The sequence below is a fragment of the Candidatus Babeliales bacterium genome (genome assembly GCA_035288105.1).
In the GTDB taxonomy this organism is placed as follows: Bacteria; Babelota; Babeliae; order Babelales; family Vermiphilaceae; genus SOIL31.
Genome location: DATEAY010000070.1, coordinates 1 through 16897, shown reverse-complemented (window position 1 = coordinate 16897; position 16897 = coordinate 1). Strand labels below are relative to the sequence as shown.

General features: G+C 37.5%; 16 protein-coding genes. 10 read left to right on the top strand and 6 right to left on the bottom strand.

The window, feature by feature from the left end; all coding sequences use genetic code 11:
* The first annotated feature begins 271 nt into the window (after positions 1–271).
* Positions 272–712 carry a prepilin-type N-terminal cleavage/methylation domain-containing protein gene (locus VJJ26_03945; protein ID HLC07315.1) on the top strand — a complete coding sequence of 147 codons (441 nt, stop codon included), beginning with the start codon at positions 272–274 and terminating at the stop codon, positions 710–712.
* Positions 713–795: 83 nt separating this feature from the next.
* Here VJJ26_03945 and VJJ26_03940 read toward each other — a convergent pair whose 3' ends face one another.
* From VJJ26_03940 to VJJ26_03920, 5 genes are all read right to left on the bottom strand, one after another.
* Positions 796–2274 (bottom strand): collagen-like protein, encoded by a 1479-nt coding sequence (locus VJJ26_03940; protein HLC07314.1) that lies wholly within the window; start codon positions 2272–2274, stop codon positions 796–798.
* An 87-nt stretch (positions 2275–2361) separates the two neighbouring features.
* Positions 2362–3096 carry a prepilin peptidase gene (locus tag VJJ26_03935; protein HLC07313.1) on the bottom strand — a complete coding sequence of 245 codons (735 nt, stop codon included), beginning with the start codon at positions 3094–3096 and terminating at the stop codon, positions 2362–2364.
* 29 nt (positions 3097–3125) lie between these two features.
* The gene (locus tag VJJ26_03930; protein HLC07312.1) at positions 3126–3494 is read right to left on the bottom strand and encodes a ribosome-binding factor A; all 369 of its coding nucleotides are present in this window, start codon (positions 3492–3494) and stop codon (positions 3126–3128) included.
* Positions 3495–3499: 5 nt separating this feature from the next.
* Positions 3500–3718, bottom strand: a complete 219-nt coding sequence (rpsU, locus tag VJJ26_03925) for a 30S ribosomal protein S21 (protein HLC07311.1) — start codon at positions 3716–3718, stop codon at positions 3500–3502.
* A gap of 238 nt (positions 3719–3956) precedes the next feature.
* A complete protein-coding gene (locus VJJ26_03920) occupies positions 3957–5519 on the bottom strand; it encodes a hypothetical protein (protein ID HLC07310.1) in 1563 nt (520 codons plus the stop codon).
* Between the two features lie 143 nt (positions 5520–5662).
* On the opposite strand from VJJ26_03920, the gene VJJ26_03915 reads away from it, so the two are divergent.
* A complete protein-coding gene (locus VJJ26_03915) occupies positions 5663–5932 on the top strand; it encodes a hypothetical protein (GenBank protein HLC07309.1) in 270 nt (89 codons plus the stop codon).
* Here VJJ26_03915 and gltX read toward each other — a convergent pair.
* A complete protein-coding gene (gltX, locus tag VJJ26_03910; GenBank protein ID HLC07308.1) occupies positions 5915–7357 on the bottom strand; it encodes a glutamate--tRNA ligase in 1443 nt (480 codons plus the stop codon). The two genes, VJJ26_03915 and gltX, sit on opposite strands and share 18 nt — an antisense overlap.
* Before the next feature lie 159 nt (positions 7358–7516).
* On the opposite strand from gltX, the gene VJJ26_03905 reads away from it, so the two are divergent.
* The 8 genes from VJJ26_03905 to VJJ26_03870 all read left to right on the top strand — a co-directional run bounded on the left by VJJ26_03905 (position 7517) and on the right by VJJ26_03870 (position 16459).
* Positions 7517–7795, top strand: a complete 279-nt coding sequence (locus VJJ26_03905) for an acylphosphatase (GenBank protein HLC07307.1) — start codon at positions 7517–7519, stop codon at positions 7793–7795.
* 301 nt (positions 7796–8096) lie between these two features.
* Positions 8097–11024 (top strand): BamA/TamA family outer membrane protein, encoded by a 2928-nt coding sequence (locus tag VJJ26_03900; GenBank protein ID HLC07306.1) that lies wholly within the window; start codon positions 8097–8099, stop codon positions 11022–11024.
* A gap of 130 nt (positions 11025–11154) precedes the next feature.
* On the top strand, positions 11155–11739 hold the full coding sequence (locus VJJ26_03895; protein ID HLC07305.1) for a hypothetical protein: 585 nt from the start codon (positions 11155–11157) through the stop codon (positions 11737–11739).
* Positions 11740–11907: 168 nt separating this feature from the next.
* Positions 11908–12597, top strand: a complete 690-nt coding sequence (locus VJJ26_03890) for a hypothetical protein (GenBank protein ID HLC07304.1) — start codon at positions 11908–11910, stop codon at positions 12595–12597.
* Between the two features lie 43 nt (positions 12598–12640).
* Positions 12641–13732: an ABC transporter ATP-binding protein gene (locus VJJ26_03885; protein ID HLC07303.1), complete on the top strand. Its 1092-nt coding sequence runs from the start codon at positions 12641–12643 to the stop codon at positions 13730–13732.
* Complete coding sequence (locus tag VJJ26_03880; protein ID HLC07302.1) at positions 13729–14613, top strand: ABC transporter permease; 885 nt, start codon at positions 13729–13731, stop codon at positions 14611–14613. Before VJJ26_03885 ends, VJJ26_03880 begins: the two co-directional genes overlap by 4 nt.
* Positions 14613–15392 (top strand): ABC transporter permease, encoded by a 780-nt coding sequence (locus VJJ26_03875; GenBank protein HLC07301.1) that lies wholly within the window; start codon positions 14613–14615, stop codon positions 15390–15392. Before VJJ26_03880 ends, VJJ26_03875 begins: the two co-directional genes overlap by 1 nt.
* A complete protein-coding gene (locus VJJ26_03870) occupies positions 15389–16459 on the top strand; it encodes a spermidine/putrescine ABC transporter substrate-binding protein (GenBank protein ID HLC07300.1) in 1071 nt (356 codons plus the stop codon). Before VJJ26_03875 ends, VJJ26_03870 begins: the two co-directional genes overlap by 4 nt.
* Positions 16460–16897 lie beyond the last annotated feature (438 nt).

Here is a 16897-nt window from a genome sequence, read left to right as displayed (position 1 = left end):
ACCACATAGATTTAGGTGTATCCATGCAATGATTGGTGCAAGAATAGATACTTATTAAAAAAAACACAATAGTTTTTTTCATTCGATTCCCCTCTGCCGTTATTGTCATCGCACATAACTGCTGTATAAGTATAGAATGTCTTTTTGTAGGAAAGAAAGAATCTCTTTGTTTATGAAATATTTATCTTATTGTGGGCATTATGATTATTGTACTATCTTGCAATAGGCTAGTGATAAATATTTTATTGTGTCTTATACAAGGAGTTTTTCAATGAAGCGAACTGGTTTTAGTTTAATTGAGCTGATGGTTGTGATTGCGATTATGGCATTTCTTGCAATGATCGCTGTTCCCAACTTTAATCGTTTTTTGGCCAAAGCAAAACGTGCTGAAGCATACATGAATTTAAGTTCTATCTATGCTGCAGAAAAAGCATATTATGCAGAACACGGTACTTATTCCGATGTCTTGCTTGGTGAAGGTGGAATTGGTTGGAAGCCAGAAGGGAAAACATATTATTCATATGGATTTACTGGTGCGGAGGGGCGAAATAATTTTATCGGCAAATTAGGTGCACAAATACAAGGCTCGCGTGCTGATAAAGCGGGGTTTGTTGCGGTTGCTGCTGGCGATATTGATGGCGATGGAGATGTGGATATTATAACGGTTGATGAAAACAATAATATTGTTATTGTTCGCGATGATTTGACTTAGCATCGTCCGCTCATCCTGAGCTTGTCGAAGGATAAAAAAAGCACACGAAATTTTTTCTCGTGTGCTTTTTTATTTTTGGTTTGTTATGCAAGCTGTTCAACTACGAGTGAAGCATTAACATTTGGTTCTGTTCCACCCAAAGTTGTAGGCAGTGTAATAGCTCCTGCCGATGTAAAGTTTCTGAGGGTAATTGCAGTAGCTGCGGGAACAGTGATAATTGCTTGTCCTACATTTGGTGTACTACCAACACCTGTTCCATACGTTGTACTTGTATCTGCAACACCATTAACAAAGATAGTGAATTGGTTTGCAGCTGTTCCTGATACAGTAAAGGTAAATCTATAGGTACCTGCAGCAGCAAGAGTTACGGTAGCAGTACCAGCAGTGTGTCCAATGCTTGCAGTTAAAGGACCATTACTGTCAAAAAGAACGCTGCCTCCAACTGCAACTACTTGTGCTGCTAGGTTGTAAACATACCCATATTCAACAATTCTCACACCAGTTGCGCCTGTAGCACCAGTTGCGCCTGTGTTACCAGTTGCGCCTGTTACGCCAGTATTACCAGTTGGGCCGAGAGGGCCAGTATCACCAGTAGCACCAGTTGGGCCAGTAGCACCAGTAGCACCAGTGGCGCCTGTTTCACCTGTGGGACCAGTTGCTGCAGTACCACCAGCTGGACCGGTTGCGCCAGTAGCACCTGTTTGACCGTTTAATCCATTAAGACCAGTGGAACCAGTTGGTCCGGGAGCGCCAGTAGCACCAGTAGCACCAGCAGTGCCAGTTGTACCTGTTTCACCTATACATGTTGGGCCAGTAGCACCAGTTGCGCCCGTTGAACCAGTTGATCCACTAGCGCCAGTTGATCCAGTAGCACCTGTTCCGCCACTAGCGCCGGTTGCACCTGTTGTGCCAAAATCACCGGTTGCACCAGTTGCACCGGTAGGTCCAGTAGCTCCTGTTGCGCCTGTTGGACCAGTCGGTCCTTCTTCTCCTCTTTTACCGCGAGGGCCTCGTTCTCCTTTTGGGCCTTCATCAAGATCGCATTGTGGTTTGTGTTGTACTGGGCAGCAATTATGTAAACTGTCACGTGCACTTTTGAGTATAGAAAGGAATTTTTCATCAGATACGATTTTTACACAGTTTTTATTTTTAGTGAGAGTTTTTTTGTTGGTAATCTCAAGCAATTGTGTGCCATTTTTTAATTGAGATACATAATCCTTTAGATAGGTAGAAATTGTGACAAAATCTTTTTGGTTCTTAAAAGATTTTTCATGCTTATCCAGAAAGGTAAGCACACTGTTTACCGCAGCTTGAGCGTGTGGGCGAGATATTATACTTTTATTCTGTTGGATTGCAAGGTACACGGTATTAAGTTCTTCTGTCCAATCTTTTGCGTCAGCTAACTCGCGCATAAACATGACAACATCTTTTACTTTTGTTGTTAGGTGCGCAATATTAACAATAGATTGGGGATCTGTTTCTGCAGGAATGGTATAGTTGTATGTTGTTATTATCTGTGTGCATAATAAGAGGTGCAGCAGTTTTTTTGCCGTTAACATCATTTAGACTCCTTTTTTTAGAATGATTACTATCCAAAATTAGTAATAACTTGTTTTTTATGCAAGAAAAAGTTGAAAAAAAGGTGATGGCTAATGTATGAGCAAATAATAAAAAATTTGTTTTTGAATGAATGTAAAGACAAGAGCTCCAATTGCAAGAAATGGACCAAAAGGAATTTTAGCATGTGTAAGGTCTTTTTTCTGTTGTGCACAAAGGAGACTGATTATTCCATAGAAAGAACCAAGAATAGAACCAATGGTAATACTTATCCAACAACCTATTATTCCGGTAAATGATCCTATGAACAAAAGAAGATCAAAATCACCTTCTCCAATACCGTCTATATTACGCAGATATTTAAAAATACTGTTGATGATAAATAAAAAACAATATCCAAAAATGGCACCACAAATGCTTTCTCGTAATGATAATGGCAATAGGCCATACGCACTCATAAAAAGACCACATGGAACAAGAAATATTGTTGCATAGCGGGAAATCAGCATTGTTTCTATATCAGACCTGATAGTGACGATTAATGCAGAAAAAAATATGAAGTAGCCGAAGAAATAATAATGAGGAATATAATTATATAAAAGTGAGAGTGAAACAGCGGTGAGAATTTCAATAGATGGATACAAAAAAGAAATTGTTTGTGTGCAATTGCGACACTTTCCACACAAAAGCAACCACGAAAGAACTGGTATGTTATCATACCACGCGATAAACTTTTTACATTTGGGACACGATGATCGAGGTTTTACTATTGATTGTCCCAATATCAAGCGATATGCAAGAACGTTTAAAAAAGATCCCCAGCACAAAAAAAGGGGAATCAGAAAATAATAAGGTATTATAATTTTCCTTCATCTTTTAACTTATCAATCAGACGATTGATTCTTTCTGCTTTTTCATGATCTTCATCATAGCGGAAAATCAATTTTGGTGTGTAGCGGCCATGAGATGTTTTTGCTAAAGATGTGCGTAGCGAAGCTTTATAAAGTACTAGAATAGATCGTTTTTCTTCGAACTCAGCTTTGCCGTTGGAGGCAAGAAATAAAATAACGCATGTTCCACCGTCAGAGGAAAGGCTTATTCTGCTGATATATAATCCACTGAGGCGTGGTTCATCGATGGTAATTTGGAGAAATAGATTAGAAATTTCTCTAAAAAAATACGATTCTTTTTGTGCTCGTTTTATTTCTTGCTGTTGTTTGCTCATGGGGATTAGTCTTTAGGTGCAGTGCCGTTGGTGATCATGCGCATCATGTTTTGTTTGATAGCGCGAACAAGGCGTTTTCTTCTTTTTTGTGTTGTTGATTCAAAGTAAACAGTACGTTTCATATCGCGTACGATACCTTCGCGTTCTATTTTCTTTTTTAATTGTCTGAGAGCTTTATCGATGTGTCCACTGACAGAAATTTCGATGTTTGATCGTTTTGACATAAGAGATCAACAACCTTTCTTTAAAATGTTTGATTACACTAATTTTTTTACTTTTCTCATCGCGCTCATTCTGACCCTTCGATACTTTTTGAAGACAAAAAACTCAGGGTGAGCGGAAAAGATGCGTCCAGCTGTTCTCCGCTCGTCCTGAGTGCCCCGTAGGGGTGTATCGAAGGATGCGAAGAAGAAAGGATACAAATTCATTATCTACTATAATACTGTACTTTAGTCCCACTGTCTAGAATGTTACATTAAGACCAACCATAATTGTGGAGCTACGATAGGCGTTGCGCTGTGAAAATGGTATTTGCCACAGGAATCCAACACCAAAATTAGGTGATAGATCGTAATTGAAGCCTGCATTGCCAAGTTTTACCTTAAAGCTTGATTGGCACTCGAGCACCTCTGGCGTGAATGCTGGATCGGGAGTTTGAAGACAAATATGATCTGGCTGATGATCAAGTACATACCACTCAAAATGCATAGAAAGACGATCAAGAAAGTGATATGCCGCTAGGCGGGCGCAAAAATACCAGTTCTCTCCCGGCTGGATGGATACATTTGTTGAGAAAGGGAAAAGGTTATTTTGGAATTCGTTGTTAGGAATAGGCATATTACAATAATCTTTTTTAAAGAAATGAGTCCAGCCGACTTCACCACCAATTTCTATTGTCTCAAGAAAATCAAGGTTAACCCCTGCGGTTAGCCCGGCGCTCGCATGACCATTGTCGCCAAATGGAGCAGCAAAGAAATGACGGCCGTTGTCTATTTTTACCGGTGAAAAACTTCCTGAAGCTTTAAAGTATGGAATTGTAAGAAAGCGAGCCCATGTGTTTTCAGCATCTTCATTTATCGGAAAAGCTGCTCGCCAGAAAAGATTAAAGCGAACATCTTCCATTGAGGTTTCAATAAAGTCATTGCAAAAATCGATTTCCAATTCATCGGTGATAGCAATTATTTGTTCCATCAAGAAATTGTTTACGTTGGGTTCAGTAACCGTAGATGTTTTGGGAGTAAAAGTGTCTTCATCAGTTAAATTAATAGTTTCTTCGTGGACTTGACGAATAGTACTAAAACCTGTTTGTAGTTGCAATCCAAATCCATACCAAAGTAATCCGCTTGCTTCGACTCGTAATCCACGTTTTCTATACTTTATCGGAAAAGAAAAAAAGCCGAATCGTTCTTCTGGATCTATATTTGCTTCATCATTAAGGCCAGGGCGTATGCCACTGCCTTGAGCGGTTTCTGGAAATAATTGATTCAAGGCGGCTGTTAAAACAGGAGGTAGGCATTGTTTTCCTGGTAAAGCGGCATCTGGGTTAGGACAGCCATTGTCGAGGCATTGTCCTGCTGGCAACGAAGTAGCGGTATTAACACAGCCGTTATTATATAAAAGTGCAATCATATTTGTTCGACCGGTAAGATCACCAAGAGGGGTATCTACTCGTGTTGAGCATCCTAGTGGATTAGGAATAGGGCTCTCGGTACACAGCTGTGAGCCTTTAATGGTTTTACCACGATCGGCATTTTGCGCAAAAGGAGAAATAGAGATGTTTACGCGATTGCGCTTTTTATCAGCCCAATCATAATCTCTGCCGCCGGATCCATCAAATTTGTATAATAGCTGTTCTCTGGTAAGTAATAATGAATCATCCAAGTTGAGTGTAGTAAACATTGGAATGGGATCATTTTTTGCAAGAGTTGTTAAATCAGCATGTAGTGGCATATGCATCGCTGGGAGCATTAATATGAATAAAGATAGTAAAAAATGTGATATTCTTTTTTGTTTATCGCGAAGCATACTATTCCTTTTTTTTGTTTTTCATCAAACAAATCATCTCATTTATATCATTGTTTTTGCAAGTCAGTCAAATGTAAACGTAATTAATGATACTATACAAGCATAAACTTTACACATTGCTTTGTGAGAAGAAAAGAGATACAGTGAAAATCATGGAATCATTGTACTGCTCTTATTACCAAGCAAACGTTGAACGCGAATTATGTTGGTTTTTTACTGCGACCTTGCGCAGTTATGAACATGTCTCTTTTGATCGCACGCTTGACCCTACAACAAGTTTGTTCGAATTTTTTGTTCCTTCTTCAAATGAAAGCATTTTTTTAACCATTATGGCTTACTTTGAATCAGAAGGATTAATTCGCAACTTCAAAAAATTACCAAATCGTTTACAAAATTCAACTGAGCAGGTTTAATGTCTTTTCTATTCTGTTAAACGCTTCTTTGCCACCAAGCATTTCGACAAGTTCTGCAATTCCCGGGCCGTTTGTCTTGCCCATCATGGAAAGTCGTAAAAACCAAAATAATTCTTTAAGCGGTATGTTGTTATTTTTTGCCGCTACTTTTATGTGCTGTGCAAATTCTGCGTGATTTGTGAGCAACAAATTTTTGTGCTCATTAATAATGTGTTTGAGTGGTTCGTACGCTGTTTTTGGTATGCATGCTTCAATATCGGCAATTGTTACGTGTGGTTCAACAAAATAAAATTCAAGGGCATGTACTGCATCATTAGTAGTTGTTAGTTCCGATTTAATTGTTTGCAGTAGTTGTGTCATTGTTGCTTGATCAATATCTGTTGCATTTTCGTAAGCAGCTTCCAAAAGAGGACGACATTGAGCAGTTAATTTTTCTGGCTCATAACGAGTAATCCAATTTTTGTTAACCCACTTTAATTTTTCAACGTCATACGTAATGCGACCAGATGAATGGATATTGTCAAAATTAAAATTTGCCGCAAGTGCGTCGAGTGGCATTATCTCATCTTTAAAAGAAGCTCCAATAATAGAAACATAATTGGCAACTGCTTCAGGTAAAAAACCAGCGTCTTTTAAATCGCGCAGTGAAAATCCAAAATCACGTTTGGAAAGTTTTTTGCCCTCTATATTACATAAAATGGGTAAGTGCCAGTATGTGGGAAGCTGAGCATTGACTGCATGGAAAAGAGCGGCTTGGTTTGCAGTGTTTGATAAGTGGTCTTCTCCGCGGAAAATATGGGTAATATCCATCAGAAGATCGTCAACAAAATTCGCGAAAATAAACGTAAAACTACCGTCTTGGCGGGTGACAGCAAAGTCAGAAAAATTACTCATGCTAAAAGTGATGGTACTATGAGCCAAGTCGTTAATGGTTAGAGAAAGGTTATGGTCACACTTAAAGCGCCAAATATAGGAAGTTTTATCTGCCAAAAGACGGTCAATTTCTGCTTGTGTTAGTGCCATGCATGTGCGATCATAGCGTGGTGGAAGTTTGAGGGCTTGTTGGCGCAATCGTTTTTTTTCCAAATCTTGTTCAGTGCAAAAACAACGATAAATTAAGTTTTTCTTCTCAAGAGCGGTTAACTGTTCTTGATAGAGGTGTGTGCGTTCAGATTGGTAATATGGTGCATATGGGCCACCAACATGAGGGCCTTCATCGTATGAAAGTCCAAGCCAAGCAAGATCTTCAATAATTTTTTGTGCTTGTGGGTCAAACATGCGTTGAGCGTCAGTGTCTTCGATGCGCAAGACAAAAACACCTTGTTTTTGCTTTGCGAAAAGAAAATTGATGAGTGCTGCGCGAACATTGCCTAAGTGCATCATGCCAGTAGGAGACGGAGCAAAGCGCACACGAACTTTTTGCATTGTTTGATTCCTTGTTATGTGGATCTTAACTATATATTTAGTTTACCGATCAATATTTCAAAGTCCAGACTTGTGCCGTTGGTTTTCGCTTAAAGTCTTTGACATGCAGAGTCTTGATTTGTTATTTTTTTCGAAAAGTTTTACTAAAAGGATAGAGTAATGAAGAAATGTCTAAAAATTACTTTGACATCGAGTGTGCCAGATGGAGGTTTTCGAGATTCTGTTCAGTCAGCTGCGCGAAAATTAGGTGTGGAAGGAACGGTGCAGTTTGTTGAGCCGAATGAAATTGTTATCATTGCGTGTGGTTCAAAAGATAATATTGATTCTTTTCTTGATAATCTTCATCAAGGCTTTGGTATTAATGTCCCTGAAGATGTACAAGTTGAACCATTTTTAAAAGAGAAAGATTACAGAGGAATTTTTCGGATTTTGGAGTAAGAAGCAATTTTTTCAAAATCTTATTTTTTACCCGCTACGAAGAACACTCAGGGGATGAAAACAATTTATAACTTTCTCTTCCGCTCGCCCTGAGTGTTTTTGTCTTCAAAAATGTATCGAAGGGTGTAACATAAGAAAGATTTTAGTCTTTGTCTTCTTGTCGCTTTACCTTTCGATACACCACTATCGTGGCACTCAGGGCGAGCGGAAAGAAACAATTTCGGTAATGGGTTTCGTTTTTTGGTACACTGTTGGTATGTGTTGTAACATTAGCTAACCATTCCACCGGTTATTGTATTATATGAATCAATCGCTCTTTTGGCACCAGGTAGTCGTCTCTATTTTCTTGCTGTGTTCTTTTGGTGCTCAAGCTCAAGAGGAAAGTTTAGTTGTTTTTTCCAACAATATTATAGATATAGAGATCATTAAAAATGTTTTCACAACGAACGTTACTGTTGAAGAGATTTCTTTTGAATCAGATGTTGCATTTCAGCGGGAAGAGTTTTTGCACTTACTTGGGTTTAGTAAGGGAGACAATATACATCAAAACCAAATCATTGCCGCGCTTGAGCGCTTTGCTAAAAAGAACAAATTTCTTACAATAAAAATGAATGTTGTTACCGGTGAAAATGGTGTTCATTTACATTTTGTTTTTGAAAGTGAATGGACTTTTAAAAAAATTAAACTTCATCATGTGTATCAAGGCAAACATCTTTTTCAGCAATTCTATCTTATGGAGCGAGGAGATGTTTTTGAAGAATCAAAACATAATCATTCTATTGTCAGAATAAAAGGTTTTTTGAAGAACAGTGGTTATTTTAATCGCAGAGTTTCAAGTAGCCTTGAGTATGATTATCACACAAAAGAAGTGATAGCACATATTTCTATAAAAAAAGGTAAGTGTTTTTCTTTTGGTTCCGTTGACGTTGCAATAATCAGTGAAGATGGAATATATGATGAAGGGGAAGATTTACGTAAAGTTGTGTGCAAAAAACTTTCGCATGCATTATCGTCACATTCTTTTACCAAAGATCAGTTGAATTCCCAGGTGCGAATATTAAAAGATTATCTGGCAAAAAAGGGTTTTTTGCACAGTGCCATTGCATGCAAAGAAGAAATCGATTATCGACGCGCACTGGTTAATCTCACGTTAAAAATCACAATACATCAAAAGAGAGAAATTGTTTTTTTTGGGCATCGTTTTTTTTCAAAAAAAGAGTTACTTGATAAAATTTTAGATTTTGGCCAATCAGTGTGGTTGTTGCCAGCTTCTTTGTTGGCGGAAGAAATAGTGCGAGCGTATAAAGATAAAGGGTTTTTGAGTGTAGAGGTAGTGACTCAGGAAGAAAAAGAACGTTCTTTTTTTGTGATTAAAGAGGGTTCTCGTGCCGTTATTAAAGCGATTGAAATAAAAAATGGAACAAATATAGATCAGGCTGTTATAAAAAAACAGTGTTTTGGTAAGTTGCTTAAACATTCTTATTATGATGCGCAACTCTATGATGAAGCGGTGAGTCTTTTAACCAATTTTTATTTTGGGCAAGGATTTCTTTCTTTTATTGTTATTGCTCATGACTGTGTTCCAACAGATGTTGAGAATGAATTCGTACTCGTTGCAACAGTTGATGAAGGCGGTAAAAAATATGTTACTAATTCTGTGGTTGAAGGGTATCCTGAATTTGATCAGCAAGGACCTTTCAAAAAGAGTAATTCCGTTGAGCCCACTCTGTTCGATATTAAAATTGTTGAAGAGCAGCGGACATGGTTGGTAAAACATTTCCAATCTTTGGGATATTTGCATCCTCGTCTTAAGCCAGTGATAGACTCTAACCCCAGCTACGTTGGAACTTCATTGGAAATTCCTCAAAATGAATATGTATCTATCACGTGGATTGTTGATCCGGGCGAAAAAGTTCATTTTGGAAAAACAATTGTACTTGGTAGTTCATCGTTTCCTTTTTCTTATATTGAACATTTTCTTTTTTATACGGAAGGAGAGCTGTGGGACCAGGCACGTATAAAACGATCTTTTAGAGCGCTCAAAGATTTAGAAATTTTTGAAACAATCCATTTTGCAGCAGATCATAGTGACAGCAGTGAAGATAAGCCAATTCTTCTTAAGTTACATCTTGATGATCGATATGAAGTGCGAGCACGTGCTGGTCTTGAATTGCAGCATGTGCGTAAATATCAAACGTTTTCTGGTGTGACATATAAAATTGGTGGAACTACGATTATTAAAAATCCAACTAATTGTGCAGATCAATTGCGATTCGATTGTGATTTTGCTCGCTCGCATCGGGAAATTGTTGGGCGCTATCGCCGGCCGTGGTACACAAAAAATCCCTTTTTTACCACGTTCCAAGTTTATAGTATTGTGTACGATCAACCAGGTTTTAGGGTAGATAGTAGTGTGAATGATATTTATACCGTTATACAGAATGGTTTTTTTGTTGGGTTGCAAAAAAAAACGCAGCATCTTGATGTTGGCTGGAATAATGGCTGTGAGTGGATGAAGTTACACATCAAAGATGATGAAGAACAGTTATCGTTTGCGCAGGCAATTGATTTTAAGCCTCAGCTGATTGATAAAACTGTTCCATTTTTTTTTACTGAACCAACAATAATGGTTGAGCGTCTTGATAATGCACTCAATCCAACGCACGGTGGGGTGGGATTATTTTCATTAAAGATGATGCTCCCTTTGGTGCACAAATATAGAGATTCATTTTTTTTCAAAGCATTATTTGAACAATCATTTTTTGTCCCAATAAAATCAGTTGTCGCTGCATTACGTTTTCGGTGTGGACATATTTTTTACCGCGAATTTTCTGGTATTATGCCATCGGAACGTTTTTACTTGGGCGGATCCCATTCGTTGCGTGGATATGAGGCAGATCTTGCACCACCACTTGGCGTATTTGTTGATGATAATGGCAAACAGCATGTGGTACCCAAAGGTGGCAGAACGATGATGAATGCCAATATAGAATTGCGCTTTCCGGTGTGGAAAAAAATAGGCGGCGTGATTTTTCAAGATATCGGTGCGCTGAGCGGCACCATGTTTGCCGATTTCAGAACCCAGGATATTTTGGCTGCAACCGGGTTTGGGTTGCGTATTTTTACCCCGCTGGGACCGTTGCGTTTTGACATTGGCTGGCGCTGGCGCAAGCAGTTGGCAATAGAACGCTCTTTCGCTTGGTTTTTAACATTTGGGCAGGCGTTTTAACTGCGTCCTTCGTCTTGCCCGCCGCAGCTTTATGCGAAAGGGGGACAATTGGATGGAGGAGTTGTGACGCTTTCTATTTGTGATAAAATTAATAACAATAAGAATTTTAACTATTTATTAGGGTGTTTTCATGAAAAAAGTAATAATATTGAGTTTGTTTTTTTCAGTCTTGTCTTGGGCCGATGTTATGATAGCAATGCCAGAAGTTAAGGAAAGTGTTAAAAAGACATTCGGCGCTACTTACAGATATGCTGCATATTATCCCAAGGGTCGGTCAACCTCTGAAAAAGTTGATGATAAATTTTGGGAGAGAATAACGAGTGAGTATACAGTTGAGCCTATCGTGTTTGGGGGTACATATTTTATCTTAGACTTAGGTGCAAAAAAATTCAGCGAAAATGATTCGGTAAAACAGTTTACACAAAATGTTCCTCCTTTTGTTGGCGAGAATATAAAGTTTGCTCTAGCCGCTGGTACAACACGAGCTATTAGCATTATCCGGCTAGATGGTAAAGAAGGACTAGATTCTGAAAATCTTCAAGCGTTTGGTAAAGGGCTAGTATTTCAGGTTGCTGGAGAAGCTGCGCAAGAATGCATTGTTAAGCCGGCTCTTGATCACATTCTAGGAAGCGAGGAAAGTTTAAAAAAAGATATGTTGAATGCTGTGGCGACCGTGCTGATAGGTGGGGTAATGTTTTCTATAAAATATAATTAATGCCAATTTATAAAAGATTAAGACCAGGTGTTACTGAAAAGTAGCACTTGGCTTTTTTTGTTAGCAGATTTTTGTCAAATTCTGTCATTTCTTCACATACCCTTATTTTCTGCTACATTATATAATAGTACTTTAGATTGAAATTAGTCTTTTAAATAGGGGTTTATCATGCACGATGAGCACTCACACAGTCATGATCATGATCACAGTCATCATGGCGAAAATACAATTTTACATGAATTATTCTGTCATTTGCCCTATGCAATTTATTCAGTAGCATTCAGCTTGATTATGTTAAGTATTTATTCAGTCTTTTCTATGGGGATTGATCCTGCCATAGTTAAGAAAGGTAGCAAAGCATTGTTCCATAGCTTCCACTTTATGCATATTGTTTTTGCAGCAACGGGAACAATCATTACCTTTTGTCGTTTTTCCAAAAATTATCTGAGAGCATTAATTGTTGGTACGATATCAACCATAATTTTTTGTATGCTCTCTGATGCCGTACTTCCTTATATTGGTGGTAGAATTCTTGGCGTTGATATGCACTTTCATATGTGCTTTTTCACAGAACCGCAACGCGTTATACCATTCTTGATTGTTGGTTTACTTAATGGTTTTGTTATGAGTAGCCACCACTCCAGTAAGCAGGGCGGATATTCACTCACTTCCCATGCATCACATATTACTATCAGTTCTCTAGCGTCTACATTTTATTTGATATCACATGGCTTTACTAACTGGTATGTTTCTATCGGGAATGTTTTTGTTCTTTTAATTATTGCTGTTGTTGTACCATGCACATTGGCAGATGTTGTTGTGCCTATGACGATGGCGCGATTAGGTCAAAAAAAGTAATGCGCATGTACATCAATCATGATGGCAAGAATTGGAGGAATTGATGAGGGAGATTTGTTTCCAAAATGTTACCAAACGTTATAATGGCGAAATTATAGTAGATAACCTTTCATTGACCATACCGGGAGGTACATTTTTTGCACTTCTTGGTCCAAGTGGCAGCGGAAAAACAACGCTTTTGCGCTTAATCGCTGGCTTAGAACAAGTTGATAGTGGATCAATTTTTTTGGGTGATGAAGATATTACTCATATGCCTATTTATCAGCGTCGAGTAAATACGGTTTTTCAAAATTATGCACTTTTCCCTCACATGGATGTGTTTGATAACGTTGCGTATAGCTTATCTATCAGCAATGTACCAGAAAATGTTATCGAAGAAAAAGTTGTTAAAATATTAAAAACAGTTGGCCTTGATAAACATATCTATAAATCTATCAACAATCTTTCTGGTGGACAAAAACAACGAGTTGCGCTTGCACGTGCGGTAATTAATGAACCAGATGTTCTATTGCTCGATGAACCACTTGCTGCATTAGATTTAAAATTACGTGAAAAAATGTTGATTGAGCTCATTGATTTACAAGCTACGCTCAAAACCACATTTGTATACGTTACGCATGATCAATTTGAAGCATTAACGGTTGCCGATCACATGGCAATTATGAATGATGATGGAGAAATTGAACAAGTGGGTACGCCAAAAGAAATTTACGAATTTCCAGTAAGTACATTTGTGGCTGCATTTGTTGGTACAACTAATTTACTTAAAGGCGTATTGCATGTTAATGATGGTGCGTACAAAATAGAATTTCCTGGTCTTGGCATATTTGATGTTGTCGGATCAAAAGAGAAAGAGTGGATGCGCAATGGCAACACTATTTTTATGAGCATACGTCCTGAAAAAATTGAAATTAGCAAAACGCCAATGACTGGCTTTTCTAATGAATTGCAGGCAACGGTGCAGTCAATTGTGTACCATGGACGTTCAACGCAATATAATGTTCGGTTACAAAATGGCGAAGTGATTCAGGTATTTGAACAGAACGAAGAACATTTCCCGCAAGAAATTATTGATTATGATGATCATGTATTTTTATATTGGCAAAAAGAAAATGTGGTGTTACTTGAAAAATGAAAATTAAAGAAACAATCAGAGAATTTATTTCTAAAAATTCATCATTTATACTTACAGTACCAGCAGTTTTATGGCAGGTACTATTTTTGTATGTACCGCTTGTGCTTGTTATTTTTATTAGTTTGCAGCGGGTTGCAGATTCATCGTTATTTGATGTGACATTTTCTCATTATGTTACTCTTTTTAACATAGCTTATTTGTATATTATTGCGCGCTCAGCTTTTGTAGCTTTGTGCGTCACATTTTTTTGTCTAATCTTAGCATATCCTGTTGCCTATTTTCTTGCATTGCGTGTAGATTCTCGTTGGAAAAACGGGCTACTTTTTTTGCTAACGCTACCATTTTGGACCAATTTTTTAATCCAAATTTATTCATGGGTATTTGTGCTTGATTATAATGGATTGATCAATACTGCGTTATTGAAAATGGGTGTTATTCAAGAGCCGCTTCACATGATTAACAATATGTACGCCATTATTGTTGTGATGATTTATTATTACTTACCTTTTATGATGATGCCTTTGTATAGTATTTTAGAAAAAATTCAGCATGATATGCTGGAAGCTTCTATGGATCTTGGTGCAACTCATTGGCAAACTTTTAAGCGTATTACGATACCTCTTTCAATGTCGGGAGTAAAAACGGGGGTTTTCTTGGTGTTTGTTCCAGCATTTGGTGAATTTGCGATTCCTGCAATTATAGGTGGCGGTCAACAAATGTTTGTTGGTTCACTGGTGTCGCATTACTTTTTAGCTGCGCGTGATAATCAATTGGGAGCGGCATTTACGATGCTTAGTGGATTTGTACTTTTGATTTGTGCATTATTATTTAATTGGTGGTGTAAAGTTCCTTTGCAAGCAATACAAAAAGAGGTGGAATAGTGAAAAGATTTTCATCATATTGTATGCCACTTGCGGTAGCAGCATTGTATCTTTTTTTGTATCTTCCCATTTTTGTGTTGGTGATTTTTTCTTTTAATAACAATGCATTTACTCATAATTGGCTTGGATTTACAACGCATTGGTATGCAGATCTTTTTGCTTCAACAGAAGTATGGCATGCGCTTAAAAATTCTTTGTTGATAGCTGGAGCTTCAGTTGCATTAAGTTTAACGCTTGGATCTACATTTATATTTTTTGGGTCACGTGCAACAGTCAATAGGTTGCTTTTGCTTTTTTATGGAAGTCTTGCCATGCCAGAAATAGTTCTAGCGGTTGGTTTACTTTCTCTTTTTTCTTTTTTTTCCGTTTCTCTTGGTGCAACAACATTGGTTGTTGGACATACACTCCTCGGTCTTGGTTATGTAATTCCCATTCTGCATGGGCGCTTTGTTGAGCTTGATGTTAATCTTATTGAAGCATCATATGATCTTGGTGCGACTAAACGACAAACTTTTTTTAAGATTGTATTGCCATTATTGGCACCAGCACTAATTGCTGCAGGACTTTTGGTTTTTATTATTTCACTTGATGATTTTATTATTTCATTTTTTTGTGCAGGTGCATCCGTTCAAACATTACCATTGTATATTTTTACTGTGATTCGCACAGGGGCATCACCAATGTTGAATGCATTGTCAACGATCATGCTCATTATCAGTAGTTTGTTGGTGATTGTCTTTTCGCTTTTACATGTAAAGAAAGTAAGGATACCAAAATGAAGCGCGCATCATTAGGTCTATTCATTCAAATAAGTATTCTTTGTTTTTGGATGATTATTATTTTGGCCTTTTTATATGTTGGACGATTGACACAATATATTGGTAAGGGGAAAAATATTAATGTACTTGTGTGGGGACAGGTGCTTGATAAAGAATTTTTGTCTGACTTTGAAAAAGAAACGGGAATTCATGTCAACATGAGTTACTTTGAAAATAATGAAGAACTCTTTGTTAAATTACAATCGAGTAGTAACCATGATTATGATGTGGTGATGCCGTCAGATTGGGCAGCACAATTAATGATCCAAAATGGATTGATCAAAAAACTTGATCGCAATAAAATACAAGCGTGGGATAGTTTATATCCTGCTTTGTGCAACCATTATTTTGATCCTAATAATGACTATACCATTCCTTTTTATTGGTCATTGTTTGGCTTGGGTGTTGATGCTCGTTATTGGAAAGGCAATGCTATTCCTACCACATGGGGATTGATTTTTGATGAACGTATTATGCCAGAACGTATTAGTACTGTTGAGGACATTCGTGAATTGGTCTCCATAGCAGCATTATATTTATTTGGACGGTATGAACAACTTGCTATGCATGAAATCGAACAGATTAAATCTTTGTTGTTACAACAAAAACCACATGTTGAAATTTATACTGATTCTCGCCCTGAGTATGTGTTGGCGTCTGGCGTGGTACCCGTGGTTGTTTCATGGTTTGGTGATTTTTTAAAGATTATGCGCAAATTTGATTACATTGAATTTATTGTACCAAAAGAAGGTGCGTTTGCGGTGATTGACTCATTTGCTATAACCGCCGCTACTAAAAAGGATGATTTAATTTATCCATTTATTAATTATCTGTTCCGTAAAGACATTGTGAAAAAATATGTCGATAAATTTGATTTCTTTCCTGCCGTGCACGTTGAAGTTGAATATGATGAACGCTTTGCACAACTAACTGAGCCAACGCGAGAACTCTTTTCAAATATTAACTTCTTTAAAAATGTTGTCTCAAAAGATGTTCTTAACGATGTTTTAATCACACTCAAGTCGTGATATTTACTAATTCGTGTCCTTTTATTTCAGTTCCGTTATTCTGCGCCGGGGTCCCCGTGTGAAATGAAATGGAACATGGGGTAAAAAAGAAGTTCTTAATGATGTGTTAATCACACTTAAATCTTAATTAATCAAAAAAGTTCACAAGGAACTTGTTTTTATTGTTCTATTTTTATTATAACTTTGACATTAGTTTATTCTGCTTTTGGAGCTTAAGGAGTTGACATTATAAAATAATCGGGGTATGCGTGTTAGAAAGAGATTCTATATTTTTCAGATCATAGCATCTCAGTTGGTGGTGAAGTAGTAGTTTTCTAAAAAAAAGGGTGAGTATATGAAAAGGTGCTTTTCTCGCTATCGATTAGCTCTTTTTGCGATATCTTTAGCGTCCTCTACGGTTTTTGCAGATCAAATATGGAGAGGAACATCGACATGCGA

Bases quoted from the DNA above. Each gene is read 5' to 3' on its own strand.
- VJJ26_03945 (HLC07315.1), top strand. From the start codon at position 272: ATGAAGCGAACTGGTTTTAGTTTAATTGAGCTGATGGTTGTGATTGCG.
- VJJ26_03940 (HLC07314.1), bottom strand. From the start codon at position 2,274: ATGATGTTAACGGCAAAAAAACTGCTGCACCTCTTATTATGCACACAG.
- VJJ26_03930 (HLC07312.1), bottom strand. From the start codon at position 3,494: ATGAGCAAACAACAGCAAGAAATAAAACGAGCACAAAAAGAATCGTAT.
- rpsU (HLC07311.1), bottom strand. From the start codon at position 3,718: ATGTCAAAACGATCAAACATCGAAATTTCTGTCAGTGGACACATCGAT.
- VJJ26_03920 (HLC07310.1), bottom strand. From the start codon at position 5,519: ATGCTTCGCGATAAACAAAAAAGAATATCACATTTTTTACTATCTTTA.
- gltX (HLC07308.1), bottom strand. From the start codon at position 7,357: ATGCAAAAAGTTCGTGTGCGCTTTGCTCCGTCTCCTACTGGCATGATG.
- VJJ26_03905 (HLC07307.1), top strand. From the start codon at position 7,517: ATGAAGAAATGTCTAAAAATTACTTTGACATCGAGTGTGCCAGATGGA.
- VJJ26_03900 (HLC07306.1), top strand. From the start codon at position 8,097: ATGAATCAATCGCTCTTTTGGCACCAGGTAGTCGTCTCTATTTTCTTG.
- VJJ26_03895 (HLC07305.1), top strand. From the start codon at position 11,155: ATGAAAAAAGTAATAATATTGAGTTTGTTTTTTTCAGTCTTGTCTTGG.
- VJJ26_03890 (HLC07304.1), top strand. From the start codon at position 11,908: ATGCACGATGAGCACTCACACAGTCATGATCATGATCACAGTCATCAT.
- VJJ26_03885 (HLC07303.1), top strand. From the start codon at position 12,641: ATGAGGGAGATTTGTTTCCAAAATGTTACCAAACGTTATAATGGCGAA.
- VJJ26_03880 (HLC07302.1), top strand. From the start codon at position 13,729: ATGAAAATTAAAGAAACAATCAGAGAATTTATTTCTAAAAATTCATCA.
- VJJ26_03870 (HLC07300.1), top strand. From the start codon at position 15,389: ATGAAGCGCGCATCATTAGGTCTATTCATTCAAATAAGTATTCTTTGT.